The 14,436-nt window shown below is 68.8% G+C and carries 12 protein-coding genes and 1 pseudogene; 10 read left to right on the top strand and 3 right to left on the bottom strand.

Translation table 11 applies throughout. The features are described 5' to 3' along the window. On the bottom strand, nt 1-408 hold the full coding sequence (locus tag AB0K21_RS29485; protein WP_343967721.1) for a secondary thiamine-phosphate synthase enzyme YjbQ: 408 nt from the start codon (nt 406-408) through the stop codon (nt 1-3). Nucleotides 409-887: 479 nt separating this feature from the next. Between AB0K21_RS29485 and aceE the strand changes: the two genes are divergently transcribed. Together aceE and AB0K21_RS29475 are read left to right on the top strand one after the other, a co-directional pair. Continuing rightward, nucleotides 888-3,635 carry a pyruvate dehydrogenase (acetyl-transferring), homodimeric type gene (aceE, locus tag AB0K21_RS29480; protein ID WP_364154951.1) on the top strand — a complete coding sequence of 916 codons (2,748 nt, stop codon included), beginning with the start codon at nt 888-890 and terminating at the stop codon, nt 3,633-3,635. Between the two features lie 94 nt (nt 3,636-3,729). Next, nucleotides 3,730-5,286: an alpha/beta hydrolase gene (locus tag AB0K21_RS29475; RefSeq protein WP_364154949.1), complete on the top strand. Its 1,557-nt coding sequence runs from the start codon at nt 3,730-3,732 to the stop codon at nt 5,284-5,286. A gap of 94 nt (nt 5,287-5,380) precedes the next feature. Here the strand turns inward: AB0K21_RS29475 and AB0K21_RS29470 are convergent, their stop codons facing one another. Both AB0K21_RS29470 and AB0K21_RS29465 read right to left on the bottom strand, forming a co-directional pair. Then, nucleotides 5,381-6,082, bottom strand: a complete 702-nt coding sequence (locus AB0K21_RS29470) for a transporter substrate-binding domain-containing protein (protein ID WP_364154947.1) — start codon at nt 6,080-6,082, stop codon at nt 5,381-5,383. Nucleotides 6,083-6,405: 323 nt separating this feature from the next. Further along, a pseudogene (locus AB0K21_RS29465) lies at nt 6,406-7,221 on the bottom strand (serine/threonine-protein kinase); the annotation flags it as partial. 158 nt (nt 7,222-7,379) lie between these two features. On the opposite strand from AB0K21_RS29465, the gene AB0K21_RS29460 reads away from it, so the two are divergent. The 8 genes from AB0K21_RS29460 to fabF all read left to right on the top strand — a co-directional run bounded on the left by AB0K21_RS29460 (nt 7,380) and on the right by fabF (nt 14,426). Next, on the top strand, nt 7,380-7,817 hold the full coding sequence (locus tag AB0K21_RS29460) for a hypothetical protein (RefSeq protein WP_343967713.1): 438 nt from the start codon (nt 7,380-7,382) through the stop codon (nt 7,815-7,817). Between the two features lie 10 nt (nt 7,818-7,827). Further along, entirely contained in the window at nt 7,828-8,988 is a 1,161-nt protein-coding gene (locus AB0K21_RS29455) for a glutathionylspermidine synthase family protein (protein WP_343967711.1), read from the top strand. A gap of 22 nt (nt 8,989-9,010) precedes the next feature. Next, nucleotides 9,011-9,502 carry a DUF350 domain-containing protein gene (locus AB0K21_RS29450; protein ID WP_343967709.1) on the top strand — a complete coding sequence of 164 codons (492 nt, stop codon included), beginning with the start codon at nt 9,011-9,013 and terminating at the stop codon, nt 9,500-9,502. Between the two features lie 232 nt (nt 9,503-9,734). Beyond that, nucleotides 9,735-10,844: a helix-turn-helix domain-containing protein gene (locus AB0K21_RS29445; RefSeq protein ID WP_051753216.1), complete on the top strand. Its 1,110-nt coding sequence runs from the start codon at nt 9,735-9,737 to the stop codon at nt 10,842-10,844. Nucleotides 10,845-10,961: 117 nt separating this feature from the next. After that, nucleotides 10,962-11,873: an ACP S-malonyltransferase gene (locus AB0K21_RS29440; RefSeq protein ID WP_364154944.1), complete on the top strand. Its 912-nt coding sequence runs from the start codon at nt 10,962-10,964 to the stop codon at nt 11,871-11,873. 7 nt (nt 11,874-11,880) lie between these two features. Then, nucleotides 11,881-12,837 carry a beta-ketoacyl-ACP synthase III gene (locus tag AB0K21_RS29435; RefSeq protein ID WP_343967705.1) on the top strand — a complete coding sequence of 319 codons (957 nt, stop codon included), beginning with the start codon at nt 11,881-11,883 and terminating at the stop codon, nt 12,835-12,837. Between the two features lie 65 nt (nt 12,838-12,902). Then, complete coding sequence (locus AB0K21_RS29430; protein ID WP_030920149.1) at nt 12,903-13,142, top strand: acyl carrier protein; 240 nt, start codon at nt 12,903-12,905, stop codon at nt 13,140-13,142. A gap of 51 nt (nt 13,143-13,193) precedes the next feature. After that, nucleotides 13,194-14,426, top strand: a complete 1,233-nt coding sequence (gene fabF, locus AB0K21_RS29425; RefSeq protein WP_343967701.1) for a beta-ketoacyl-ACP synthase II — start codon at nt 13,194-13,196, stop codon at nt 14,424-14,426. Nucleotides 14,427-14,436: the final 10 nt, after the last annotated feature.

The following is a 14,436-nucleotide window of genomic DNA, read 5'->3' as shown; positions in this document are numbered from 1 at the left end:
TTAGTCCGACAAAAATGACAAACGGACCTGGCGTTCCAGATTGTCGACGTTGAGATCCACCACGGCGATGGACTGCCAGGTTCCCAGCGCGAGCCGTCCCGACAGGACCGGGACGGTGGCGTACGGCGGAATGAGGGCGGGCATGACATGCGACCGTCCATGCCCTCTTGAGCCGTGCGCATGCCTCCATCTGTCATCGGCGGGAAGCAGGGCCTCCAGCGCCGCGAGCAGATCGTCGTCACTGCCTGAGCCCAGCTCCAGCAGCGCGACCCCGGCGGTCGCGTGGGGCACGAAGACGTTCAACAGACCGTCGCCCCCGCATGACCGGACGAAGCTCTCGCACTCGGAGGTGATGTCGTGCACCCGTTCCCGGGAACCCGTTACCACCTCGATCGTCTGAGATCTCACATACCGATCCTACGATCCATCGTGAGCTGCGATGACGACCGCACCCGGCGCGGAGCGCATCAGGTGCCCCATCCGTCACGCACCCGTGCCGGGTAGATCACCTTATACGGGACGCTCCAGCGCTCCATGGGCGTATGAAAGGGGCGCGGAGGGCACTATGAGGGAGGGCCACTCGTTACACATATGCAAGGTTTCAGTCGCTCCTCCCCGCCCTGGGAGCCCTCCTCTCGTGAGGGCTCCGGATCCGGCCAGACGACGGGATCCGGATTCACAGGGAGGGGACCTGTAAAAAAGAGGGAACCTCGATGTAACCTTTGACGGCAATTCGTCCTACCATCGGTGGTCTAGGCCACTTATGCACCCCTGCCAGCAGGGATCTCCTGGTTACCGGTAAGTAGAGATGCACTTTCCGGGGTAAGCGACCAGGATGGAAGACGACCTACACCAGACAAAAGTCCATCCTCGGAAGGCGAGACCCAGTGGCTTCCGGACGCCAGCGTTTCTCGATCATCAGCGACGGCCTACCCAGCCAGCTTCCTGATGTCGACCCCAGTGAGACCCAGGAGTGGCTCGAGTCGCTCGACAACGTCATCAAGACGGAAGGTCGCACTCGTGCTCGTTACCTGATGCTTCGGCTGTTGGAACGGGCCCGCGAGCACCAGGTCGGTGTGCCCGGCCTGCGTAGTACCGACTACATCAACACCATCCCGCCGGAGCGTGAGCCCTGGTTCCCGGGCGACGAGTACGTCGAGCGCCGGATTCGCGCCTACACGCGCTGGAACGCGGCGGTCATGGTGACCCGGGCCAACGCCCGCACCAACGTCGGCGGGCACATCGCCACCTACGCCTCGGCCGCGTCGCTCTACGAGGTGGGTTTCAACCACTTCTTCCGCGGCAAGGACCACGGCGAGTCCGGAGACCAGGTCTTCTTCCAGGGCCACGCCGCGCCCGGCATCTACGCCCGCGCCTTCCTTGAGGGCCGCCTCAACGAGGGCCAGCTCGACGCCTTCCGCCAGGAGCTCTCGCACGGTTTCAAGGGCCTGCCCTCCTATCCGCACCCCCGCCTGATGCCCGACTTCTGGGAGTTCCCCACTGTCTCCATGGGTCTCGGGCCGATCGGGGCGATCTACCAGGCCCGGTTCAACCGCTACCTGCTGAACCGGAAGATCAAGGACACCAGCCGGAGCCACGTCTGGTGCTACCTCGGTGACGGCGAGATGGACGAGCCCGAGTCGCTCGGCGCGATCGGCCTGGCGGCCCGTGAGGAGCTCGACAACCTCACCTTCGTCATCAACTGCAACCTGCAGCGTCTCGACGGCCCGGTACGCGGCAACGGAAAGATCATCCAGGAGCTGGAGTCCTACTTCCGCGGCGCCGGCTGGAACGTCATCAAGGTCGTCTGGGGCCGCGACTGGGATCCGCTGCTGGCGGCCGACGTCGACGGCGTGCTGGTCAACAAGATGAACACCGTCCCCGACGGCCAGTTCCAGACCTACTCCGTCGAGACCGGCGAGTACATCCGCGAGAACTTCTTCGGTGACGACCCGCGCCTGCGCAAGATGGTCGAGCACCTGTCGGACGAGGACATCCGCAAGCTGTCGCGCGGCGGCCACGACTACCGCAAGGTGTACGCGGCCTACAAGTCGGCCCGCGAGCACGTCGGCCAGCCGACCGTCATCCTCGCCCAGACCATCAAGGGCTGGACCCTCGGCAAGGACTTCGAGGCGCGCAACGCGACGCACCAGATGAAGAAGCTGTCCAAGGCCGACCTGAAGGAGTTCCGCGACCGGCTCTACCTGCCGATCCCCGACTCCGCTCTCGAGGCCGACCTCCCCCCGTACTTCCACCCGGGCGAGAACGACCCCGAGATCCAGTACATGAAGGAGCGGCGCGCGGCCCTGGGCGGTTTCCTGCCCAAGCGCGTGATGCGGGCCAAGCCGGTCAAGCTTCCCGGCGACGCCGCGTACGCGCAGCTGAAGAAGGGCTCCGGCAAGCAGAACGTCGCCACCACCATGGCGTTCGTCCGCCTGCTCAAGGACCTCATGCGCGACAAGGAGATCGGCCACCGGTTCGTACCGATCATCCCTGACGAGGCGCGCACCTTCGGCCTCGACGCGATCTTCCCGACGGCGAAGATCTACTCGCCGCACGGTCAGACCTACGAGGCGGTCGACCGCGAGCTGCTGCTGTCGTACAAGGAGTCGACCGAGGGCCAGATCCTGCACGAGGGCATCAGCGAGTCGGGCTCGATGGCCTCCACGATCGCGGTCGGCTCGTCGTACGCCACGCACGGCGAGCACATGATCCCGATCTACATCTTCTACTCGATGTTCGGCTGGCAGCGCACCGCCGACCAGATGTGGCAGTTCGCCGACCAGATGGGCCGTGGCTTCCTGCTCGGCGCCACCGCCGGCCGCACCACGCTGAACGGCGAGGGCCTGCAGCACGAGGACGGCCACACCCCGCTGATCGCCTCGACGAACCCGGCGGCGGTCTCGTACGACCCGTCGTGGGGGTTCGAGGTGGCCCACATCGTCAAGGACGGCCTGCGGAGGATGTACGGCGAGCAGCCGGAGAACATCTTCTACTACCTGACCGTCTACAACGAGCCCTACCTCCAGCCCGCCGAGCCCGCGGACCTGGACGTGGCGGGCCTGCTCAAGGGCCTGTACAGGTTCGCCCCTGCTCCGGCCGTCTCGGGCCCGAAGGCCAACATCCTGGCGTCCGGCGTGGCCGGGCCGTGGGCCGTGGAGGCCCAGCGGATGCTGGCCGAGGACTGGGGCGTGGCGGCCGAGGTCTGGTCGGCCACCTCCTGGACGGAGCTGCGCCGCGAGGCGCTCGCCGCCGAGGAGCACAACCTGCTCAACCCCGAGGCGGACAAGCGCGTGCCGTACGTCACGCAGGCGCTGTCGAAGGCCCAGGGGCCGTTCGTGGGCGTGAGCGACTACATGCGGGCGGTACAGGACCAGATCGCCCAGTGGGTTCCCGGTGACTGGAGCTCGCTCGGCACCGACGGCTTCGGCCTGTCGGACACCCGGTCGGCGCTGCGCCGCCACTTCCACGTGGACGCGGCCTCGATCACCCTGGCCGTGCTCACCCGGCTGGTCGAGCGCGGTGAGCTCGACCCCGAGGTACTGGGCGACGCCATCTCCATGTACCACCTGAAGAACGGCGTGACCGAGGCCGGGGGCGCCGAGAGCAACGACACCCAGTCCATGGGCGTGTGATCCTTTCCGGGCGGGTTCTCCTTTTCCATGGGGGCCCGCCCGGTTAGGGTGGAATCGCTTCCCCCGGCGAACGATTCCCAGGGGGAGCTTTTCCATGGCAAGAATCCTTAGGGCGGCCGCGACGGTCACCGCCCTGTCAACCGCGCTGGCCGCCTGCGGCAGCGGCGACGGCGGAAAGCATGTCGCCGCGGGCGCCTCCGCGACGGTCGCGCCCTCGGGGACGCCCTCGGCCGCGCCTTCAGGGACGATCGTCTGGGGTCCGTGCACCGACATCAAGCGACCCGGCGGCCAGCCCCCCGCGCAGTCCGAACGCGCGCAGCAGTGCGGGAAGCTCAAGGTCCCGCTCGACTACACCAGGCCGGACGGCGAGTCCATCGACATCGCCGTCATCCGCGTCAGGGCCTCGGGTCCCGGTAAGCGGATCGGCTCGCTGGTCTTCAACTTCGGCGGCCCCGGCGCCTCGGGGGTCGACACCCTCGCCCAGGCCGCCAAGGCCTTCACCAATCTGAACCGCCGCTACGACCTGGTCAGCTTCGACCCCCGCGGGGTCGGCCGCAGTTCGGGCGTCCGGTGCGGCGGCAACGCGATGATGGACAAGTTCACCTCGATGAACACCCTGCCCACCAACGACGCCGATCGCGCCGAGATCCGGCAGACCACCAGGGAGTTCACGACGGCCTGCGGGCAGACCTCGGGCAGGCTGCTGCCCTATGTCGGCACGGTGAACGCCGCCGCGGACATGGACCGCCTCCGCGCGGCCCTGGGCGAGAGGAAACTGAACTACTTCGGCATCTCGTACGGGACGCAACTCGGCGCGGTCTACGCGACCAGGTTCCCGAAGAACGTGGGCCGGTTCGTGCTGGACGCCCCGCTGGACCCGAGCGTGTCCCTGGCCGATCGCACGATAGTCCAGACGAAGGGCTTCCAGCAGGCCTACGACGCCTTCCTGAAGGACTGCGTGCAGGAACCCGGTCAGTGCGAGATCGGCACCGACGTGACCCTCGCGAACAAGAACGTCGAGAAACTCATGGACGACCTGAGGGACGAGCCGCTCAAGGTCGGTGGCCGCACCCTGACGCAGGGGCTGGCGGGCACCGGCATCGCCGCCGCGCTGTACTCGGAGATGACCTGGCCGCTGCTCGACCAGGCGCTGGGTCAGGCGATCAAGGGTGACGGACGGATCCTGCTGGCGATGGCCGACAGCTACAACGGCCGCCTGCCCGACGGCAGCTACACGACGCTCATGAGCAGTTTCCCGGCTATCAGTTGTGTCGACACCGCGGAACGGCCCACCCCCGAGCAGCTGGCCACGGTCGAGGCCGAGACGATGAAGGTCTCCCCGCTGTTCGGCGGCAGCGGAATGGGCCTGATCTGCTCGATGTGGCCGGTCCCCGGCAGTGACGAGGCCAGGCGGGTCAACGCCACGGGCTCGGCTCCGATCATGGTGATCGGCGGCACCGGTGACCCCGCCACCCCGTACGAGTGGGCTCCGAAACTGACCTCGGAACTCAGGACGGGCGTGCTGGTGACCTACAAGGGCGAGGGGCACGGCGCCTACCTGTCCGGTGACGCCTGCATCGGCAAGGTGACCGACGCCTACCTGATCGACGGGAAGGTTCCCGCGAAGGGGGTCACCTGCTCGAACTCCTGAGGTGACCCTCCCCTGAATCCTCTGCCCGCCGCGATCGCCCTGGTGACGCCTCCCCGCGCCGCCGGGGGTCACCCCACCGTTCGCGGGAGAGGGCCTAGCAGGTCTCCAGGCGGGGCAGCGCGGTTTCGAAGCGGAAGTCGACTCTGCCCAGGTGACTTTCGAGCAGGCTCGCCAGGGTTCCGTCCGCGTACATGGACGTGATCACTTCGTTGATCCTCCGGCAGGCCACCGGATCGCCGGTTCGAAGTGCCACACCGTACCGTTCCGTGGTGAGCCTGACTCCGACGATCTTGACCTTGATGCCGCGCAGGCGGGCGCCGAAGCCGGCGATCAGCAGGTCGTCGCCGACCATGGCGTCGGCGCGGCCGTCGGCCACCTGCACCGCGCACTGGGCGGGATCGTCGGCCCGCACCGCGACGAAGTCGACGCCCCTGTCCCGGATCATCGTGCCCGTGGTCTGGCCGTTCGACAGGCAGATCCTCCTGCCCCGCAGGTCCTCCAAGTCGTCGATCTTCGCACTGGCGCGGACCAGCACGTCACGGTGGGCGACGTAGTACGGCCCGGCGAAGGCGGCCCGGCCGCGGTCGGCGTCGTCGATCGAAAGGTTGGAGATCACCAGGTCGACCTTGCCCCTCTCGACCGCCTCCTCCCTGGCCGCGTAGCCCACGGGCACGAAGGTGAGACCGCCGGCGCGCACCGACAGGGCCTTAGCCAGGTGGGCGGCCACGTCGGCCTCGAATCCGCGGGGTGGGTCGTCGCCCAGCGAGATCCCCGGCAGCCCGCCGCGGTAACCCACCCGGAGCCTGCCGGTGGCCTTGATCCGATCGAGCAGCGGCGAGCCCGTGGAGACCTTCGTGACCTCGGCCGTGGCCGAGGGGGACGATGACGGCGGACGGGTGGGCTCGGCCCGCCGGGCGGGAAACCGAACTGGACGGCCAGGAAGGCGCCGACCCCGCCGAGGACGGCGAGCCCGCCGGCGATCGCGACCCGCCTCCGGCCGCGCCTGACCGGCTCCTGTGGCCGCGTCAGATCCACTGTGGCGGCCTGCACGCCCTCGGCCAGCACCTCCTCGGACGCCTCCGCCTCGTCCACCGGGTGGCCGAGCAGGCGTTTCAACAGCACGTCCGAGGTGGGCCTGAGCTTCTGCTCCTTGCTCAGGCAGGCGGCGACGAGCTCGCGCAGCCCGTCGGGCAGGGCGCTCAGGTCGGCCTCGTGGTTGATGACACGGTTGAGCGTCGCCACGATCGTGTCGCTCCCGAAAGGCGCCTTTCCGGTGGCGGTGAAGACGATGGTCGAGCCCCAGGCGAACACGTCGGCGGGAAACCCGACCCGCTCTCCGGCGATCTGCTCCGGCGCCATGTAGGCGGGGGTGCCGACCGCGCGAGTGGTGATCGTCCCGCTCTCATCGATGATCTTCGCGATGCCGAAGTCGACCACCCGGGGGCCGTCCGCGGCGAGCATGACGTTGTCGGGCTTGAAATCCCGGTGCGCGATGCCCGCGTGGTGGATCGCGGTCAGCGCGGTGGCGGTGCCGATGGCCAGGCGTTCCAGTGCCTCACCGGACAGCGGTCCGTCGCGTTCGACGACCCGGCGCAGCGACGGGCCCTCGATCAGTTCGCTCGCGATGTAGGGCGTCTCGCCGTCGAGGTCGGCGGCGAGCACCCGGGCGGTGCAGAAGGGGGCCACCCGGCGAGCCGCCGCCAGCTCGCGGGCGAAGCGGGCGCGCGCGTGGACCTCCTCGGTGAAGCGCACGTGTAGCAGCTTGATGGCGGCGCGCTCGCCGCCCTCGGACTCCCCGAGGTAGACGACTCCCTGACCACCCTCCCCCAGCCTGCCCCTGAGCGAGTACTCCCCCAGTCGCGGCGGATCCCCCGGCCGCAACGGTCTGATCTCCGGCACCGCGGACCCCTCGTTCCCTGTGCTTTGCCAGAACATTACACATCGGACGGGGGAACGATCACCCTTCCTCGCCGGGACGGTCGGACGAGATCTCCCATGGATGCGCAACGGTGATCCCCGCCCTGACTCCATCCGGCGGTTGAACCGACAAAACAGCATCGATAGCCTAGGCCGACGCATCTCATTGGAGTTCAATGGCCCAACCACCAAAACACCCGCTAGCCGCACCGCAGAACCTTCCCGGCAAACCGCCGGCCAAGCCCTCCGGGATCAAGGCTTCCACGGTGGTCACCATCACCGGGATCGGCGTCGTCTCTCTGCTTCTGGTCGGCTACTGCTCCGCGCAGCAGGACTACGAGGAGGTGGGCGCCGAGTGCGTCGACCTCAACAGCCGCCAGCCGGACGGCACCTACGAGGTGGTGGACGAGGACCTCTGCGACGACGACGGCGGTAGCGGTTACCACGGGTCACACGGTGCCTACGGCTGGTACTACGGCGGCGCCAGGAACGGCGTGTACATCCGGCAGGGGACCACCGTGCGCCCCTCGGACGTCAGAATCACCAGCGGCAAGGGCACCGTGATCCAGCGGGGCGGCTTCGGCGGGCGCAGCGGGTCGGGTAGCGGGAGCTGATCCGGCACAGATGAGACGCGAGACCTCACTCCCCCGCGACAACTGGGAGAGCATCATCGAGGGCCACGGCCTGGCCTACCATCGCTCGGCGCACCCCGAAGGCCTCACCCGCCCGTACTGGGACGAGAGCGCGCAGTACGTCTTCTCCATGGACGAGGTCCTGGATCTGGAGAACCAGGTCGAGGAACTGCACCGAATGTGCCTGCACGCCGTGGAACACGTCATCGCGAAGAACCGCTACGCCGACTTCGCGATCCCGGAGTGGGTGGCCCCGGAGATCGCCGCCTCCTGGAGGCGGAACGACCCGCACCTGTTCGGCCGGTTCGACCTGCGCTACGACGGGACCGGTCCGGCCAAGATGCTGGAGTACAACGCCGACACCCCCACCAGCCTGCTGGAGAGCTCGGTGGTGCAGTGGTTCTGGCTGCGCGACCGCTATCCCGACGACGACCAGTGGAACTCCATCCACGAACGACTGATCGCCAGGTGGCAGCAGATCTCGACCGGCCTGCCCACCGGACCCACGCACTTCGCCTGGACCAACATGGACACCTCAGGCGAGGAGGCGATGACCCTCGCCTACCTGCAGGAGACCGCCGACCAGGCCGGCCTCAAGACCGTCGCGCTGGCCATGGAGGACATCGGCTGGGACGACCTCAACCTGCGCTTCGTCGACATGGAGCGCCGGGTGATCCGCTCGCTCTGCAAGCTGTACCCGTGGGAGTGGGCGGTCGCCGATCCGTTCGGAACACGGGCGGTGCGCCAGCAGGTCTCGATGACCTGGATCGAGCCGCTGTGGAAGATGCTGCTGTCCAACAAGGCGCTGCTCGCGGTGCTCTGGGAGCTGTATCCGGGCCACCCGAACCTGCTGCCCGCCTATCTCGACGGCCCCCGCGACATGTCCTCGTACATCGCCAAGCCGTTGCTCGGCCGCGAGGGCGCGAACATGCGGATCGTCGCCCCCGGCGAGCGCGTCGAGACCTCGGGCGGCTACGGCGCCGAGGGGCACGTCTACCAGGAGTTCCAGGCACTGCCTGTCTTCGACGGCTGGCGTCCCGTGCTCGGCGCCTGGGTGGTCCACGACGAGGCGGCGGGTGTCGGCATCCGCGAGACCTCAGGGTTCATCACCGACGACACGTCGTCATTCGTTCCGCACCGCATCGAGCTCTGAGTCCTGGAAAGAGAATGAAGCCATGAGTCCCACCCCCATCCCGGCCGTGACGCTCCTGCCCTCCGCGCCCGGCGGCGAGACGCTGTCGATCGCCGAAATCCTCGGACGCGGCGCGCTCGCGATCGCCTCCTACGCCGCCCTCGGCGTGATCCTGCTGATCATCGGCTTCTATGTGATCGACATGGCCATCCCCGGCAAGCTCAGCCGGCTGATCAAGGAGGACCGCAACCCCAACGCCACACTGCTCGCCTGTTCGGGGCTGGCCGCCCTCGGATTGATCGTCGCGGCCTCCATCTGGTCCTCCGGCGGTGCCCTGCACGAGGGCCTGCTCGCGACACTGGTCTTCGGCCTGGTCGGCATCGCCGTACAGACCGTGGCGATGATCGCCTTCGACAAGGTGGCGGGGGTCTCGGTGCGCGAACTGGTCAAGGAGCCCGACCTCCAGCCGGGTGCCCGGCTGCTGGCGGTCACCCACCTGGCCATCGGACTGATCACCGCCGTCGCTGTCGTCTGAGCGCGGTCGCGTCCGCCGCGGGGGACCCGATCGTGCCGGATGTACAAGATCGAGGGTCTTGCGCTGTCGGGAACCATGGCTGGTGCATCTCCGACGACCTGGCACTCTTAGTGGCGTGAGGGAACGGAGCGAGCGAGCGGTCAGGCACAGCGACGTCGTGACCGGGTCGGATGAGAGGGATCTCGACTCCGACCGGGTCAGGGAGGACACCACGCGCCGGCTGGAACGGGCCATGGGCACGCTGAGCACGGCCGCCATGTCCCGGATGGACGACCGGCTGATGTGGTTTCGCGCGCTCTCCGCGGAGGACAGATCCTGGGTCGGGCTGGTCGCGCAGGCCGGGATCGCCGCCTTCGTGGAGTGGTTCCAGCACGCCGGCGAGGGCCGCCCGACGCCCAGCATCGAGTTCTTCGGCACCGCGCCCAGGGAGCTGAAGCGGTCCATCTCGCTGCAGCAGACGGTCGACATCGTGCGGGTCGTGGTCGAGGTGGTCGAGGCACAGACCGAGGAGCTGGCGGCGCCCGGCGGCGATGACCAGCTCCAGCAGGCGATGCTCCGCTACACCCGCGACGTCGCGTTCGCCGCCGCGCAGGTGTACGCGCGGGAGGCCGAGGCGCGCGGCGCCTGGGACGCGCGGCTGGAGGCGCTGATCGTGGACGCCCTGGTCAGGGGGGAGGTCGACGACGGCCTGCACTCCTGGGCCGCCGCGCTCGGCTGGACCTCCACGCCCGTCGTGGTGCTGGCGGGACAGACGCCCGACGACGACCCGCAGGCGGTGATAGACGCGCTGCGCGACCGGGGCCGCAGGTCCGGTCTGGACATGCTGGCCGGTGTGCAGGGCGACCGGCTGATCGTGATCGTGGGCGGTGCAGACAGCGTCGCCGCCGCGGCCAGGCACGTGGTGCCGCGTTTCGGAAACGGGCCGATCGTGATCGGGCCCGAGGTGGCGGACCTGCACTCGGCCGCCAGATCGGCGCGGGCGGCGATGGCCGGGCTGCGGGCGGCCGCGGGGTGGCCGGACGCGCCCAGGCCGGTCCACGCCGAGGACCTGCTGGCCGAACGGGCCCTGGACGGTGACGCCGACGCCAGGGCACAGCTGATCGAGAACGTCTACCAGCCGCTGATCGGCACGCCGCTGCTCGACACCCTGGCGACCTACCTGGAACAGGGCACCTCCCTGGAGGCGACGGCACGGCTGCTGTTCGTCCATCCGAACACGGTGCGCTACCGTCTGCGTAAGATCACCGAGTTGACCGGTTACCAGCCGACCGAGGGGCGATCCGCCTTCACTCTGCAGGTGGGACTGATCCTCGGACGCCTATCGGAAACGCCGGTGACGTAGCAGGCTTTACTTAACTTCCACGAAACCCCCACTGTAGGTTCCCTACAAAAAACTGGGGACAAACTTCGTCTGGATCTCTATCCGAGTATTGAACCTCTACAGGGCAGGCTGGATTTCGTGCTCGTCATCGTCGCTCCGGGCCAGGGTGCCCAGACTCCAGGCTTCCTCAGTCCATGGCTCGAACTACCGGGCCTGGCCGACCGGCTGACCGCTTGGTCGGAGCTGGCCGGACTCGATCTGATCGCCTACGGGACCACCGCCGACGCGGACGAGATCCGTGACACCGCCGTCGCGCAGCCCCTGCTCGTGGCCGCCGGACTGGCCGTCGCCGAGGTCCTGGGAGCCTCTCCCGACATCGTCGCCGGACACAGCGTGGGTGAGTTCACCGCCGCGGCCCTGGCCGGGGTGCTCACGCCCGAACAGGCCCTCGGCCTCGTCCGCGAGCGCGGCCAGGCCATGGCCAAGGCCGCGGCCATCGCCGAGACCGGCATGTCCGCCGTCCTCGGCGGGGTCGAGGAGGAGGTCCTCGCGGCCATCGCCGCCAACGGGCTCACTCCCGCCAACGTCAACGGCGCCGGGCAGATCGTCGTTGGCGGCACGCTGGAGCAACTGGCGGCCTTCAAGGCGGAGCCGCCCGCCCGCGCCCGGGTGATCCCGCTGTCGGTCGCCGGCGCGTTCCACACCGTGCACATGGCCTCCGCCGTCGACAGCCTGCGCGAGGCCACCTCGGACCTCACCCCGGCCGACCCCGCCGTCACCCTGCTGTCCAACAGCGACGGCGCGGCGGTCACGAGCGGTGCCGACTTCCTGGAGCGCCTGGTCACCCAGGTCGCCAACCCGGTGCGCTGGGACGCCTGCATGGCCACGATGGCCGAGCGCGGCGTCACCACCATGATCGAACTTGTCCCCGGCGGCACGCTCACCGGCCTGGCCAAGCGTGCTCTGCGCGGGGTGACGACCGTCGCCCTGAAGACCCCCGACGATCTGGGAGCCGCACGAGCCGCTCTCCAGTCGAATGAGGAGCGGTGACAGACGAATGAAGATCCCTCAGGGTTCTCCGGGCGCGAAGATCCTGGCCTTCGGCCACTACCAGCCTTCCCAGGTGGTCACCAACGACGACCTGTCCGCGACCATGGAGACCGACGACGCCTGGATCCAGAGCCGGGTCGGCATCAAGGAGCGCCGGATCGCCCCGGACAGCGAGTCGGAGATCGACCTGGCCGTGCAGGCGGGTGGCAAGGCGCTCGCCGCGAGCGGCCTGTCGGTCTCCGACATCGACCTGGTGATCGTCGCCACCTGCACGCTGGAGACCCAGATCCCCAACGCCGCGGGCCGGGTGGCCACCCGGCTGGGCATCGACGCTCCCGGCGCGTTCGACGTCAACACCGCCTGCTCCGGTTTCTGCTACGCGCTCGCGGTCGCCAACGACGCGATCCGCGCGGGCTCGGCCACCAACGTGCTCGTCGTCGGCACCGAGAAGCTCTCCCAGTGGATCGACTGGACCGACCGCGCCACCGCGGTGATCTTCGCCGACGGCGCGGGCGCGGCGGTCGTCGGCCCCTCCGACACCCCGGGGATCGGTCCCGTGGTCTGGGGCAGCGCCGGTGACAAGTTCGACGCGATCATCATCAAGGACCGCGACTCCTTCCTGCACCAGGAGGGCCAGACCGTGTTCCGCTGGGCGACCACCGCGCTGCATCCCGTCGCCAAGGAGATCTGCGAGCGCGCCGGGGTGGATCCCGCCGACCTCGCGGCCTTCGTGCCCCACCAGGCCAATCTCCGCATCATCGAGACGATCGCCCGCAAGCTCGGCGCCGAGAACGCCGTCATCGCCAAGGACATCGTCCTGGCGGGCAACACCTCGGCCGCCTCGATCCCCCTCGCCCTGTCCCGGATGATCGAACGCGGCGAGGTCCAGTCCGGCGGGCTCGCCCTGCTGCTGGGCTTCGGCGCGGGCCTGACCTACGCCGGTCAGGTCATCGAGATCCCCTAGAACTTCCGCGCGGCCCCGCCGCACGGAAAGCCAGAAGAAAACCCATTTCAAGGAGAACACGCGACATGGCTCTGACCGAGCAGGAGATCCTCGCCGGCATTGGCAAGATCGTCAACGAGATCACCGGAATCCCGGCCTCCGAGGTCACCCCGGAGAAGAGCTTCGTCGACGACCTCGACATCGACTCGCTGTCCATGGTCGAGATCGCCGTCGCCGCCCAGGACGAGTTCGGCGTGGAGATTCCGGACGACCAGCTCAAGCACCTCAAGAACGTCAAGGACGTCATCAACTTCATCCAGAACTGAGACGTCTCGATCCTTACCCCTAAGACCAGCGATTCATAAGGAGCGCAGAACGTGAGTACAGGCCAGGTACGTGTCGTCGTCACCGGGCTCGGCGCGACAACGCCTCTCGGTGGAGACGTCGCCTCGACCTGGTCGGCGCTCCTCGCCGGTCAGTCCGGGGTCCGCGACATCACCGAGGACTGGGTCGACTCCGTCCCGGTGAAGTTCGCCGCCTTCGCCGCGGTGGACCCGACCGAGGTCCTGCCCCGGCCGGAGGCCCGGCGGCTGGACCGGGCCGAGCAGTTCGCACTGGTCGCGGCCCGCGAGGCGTGGGCGCACGCCGCGATCGACAAGGTCGACCCCGAGCGGCTCGGTGTCGTCGTGGGCAGCGGTATCGGAGGCATCACCACGATCCTCGCCGCCTACGACACCTTCAAGGAGAAGGGCTGGCAACGGCTCTCACCGTTCACCGTGCCCATGCTGATGCCGAACGGCGCGGCGGGCTGGATCGGCATCGAGGTCGGCGCCCGCGCCGGCGTCCATGCCACCGTGAGCGCCTGCGCCACCGGCGCCGAGTCGATCGGGTACGCCATCGAGATGATCCGCTCCGGCCGGGCCGACGTGGTCGTGGCGGGCGGCACCGAGGCCGCCATCCACCCGCTGAACATCGGCTCCTTCGCCGCCATGCGCGCCATGTCGACCCGTAACGACGAACCCCAGCGCGCCTCCAGGCCCTGGGACAAGGGCCGGGACGGGTTCGTCCTCGGCGAGGGGGCCGGCATCCTGGTGCTGGAGTCGGAGGAGCACGCCCGTACCCGTGGCGCCACGATCTACGCGGTGGCCGCCGGAGTCGGGTACTCGGCCGACGCCCACCACATCGCCCAGCCCGAGCCGACCGGTGCCGGGGTCATGCTCGCCATGCGCCGCGCCCTGGAGAACTCCGGCCTCACCGGCGGCGACATCAAGCACGTGAACGCGCACTCCACCTCCACCCCCGCCGGCGACGTGGTGGAGACGGTCGCGATCAAGGAGGTCATCGGTGACCACCCGCTGGTCAGCGGCACCAAGTCGATGACCGGTCACCTGCTCGGCGGCGCCGGCGGCATCGAGTCCGTCTTCACGGTTCTCGCCCTTCACGAGCGCCGCGCACCTGGAACGATCAACCTGGACGACCTCGACGACGGCGTCGAGGTGGACATCGTGCGCGATGGGCCACGTGCTCTGCCCGGTGGCCAGATCGCCGCGATCAACAACTCCTTCGGGTTCGGCGGACACGACGTCGCCGTGGCCTTCACCAGCGTCTGACAGGAGCTCG

The organism is Streptosporangium sp. NPDC049248 (assembly GCF_040678965.1).
GTDB classification, from domain to species: Bacteria; Actinomycetota; Actinomycetes; order Streptosporangiales; family Streptosporangiaceae; genus Streptosporangium; species Streptosporangium fukuiense.
The sequence above is the reverse complement of the archived record's forward strand: the minus strand, read 5'-3'. Positions and strand labels throughout refer to the sequence as shown.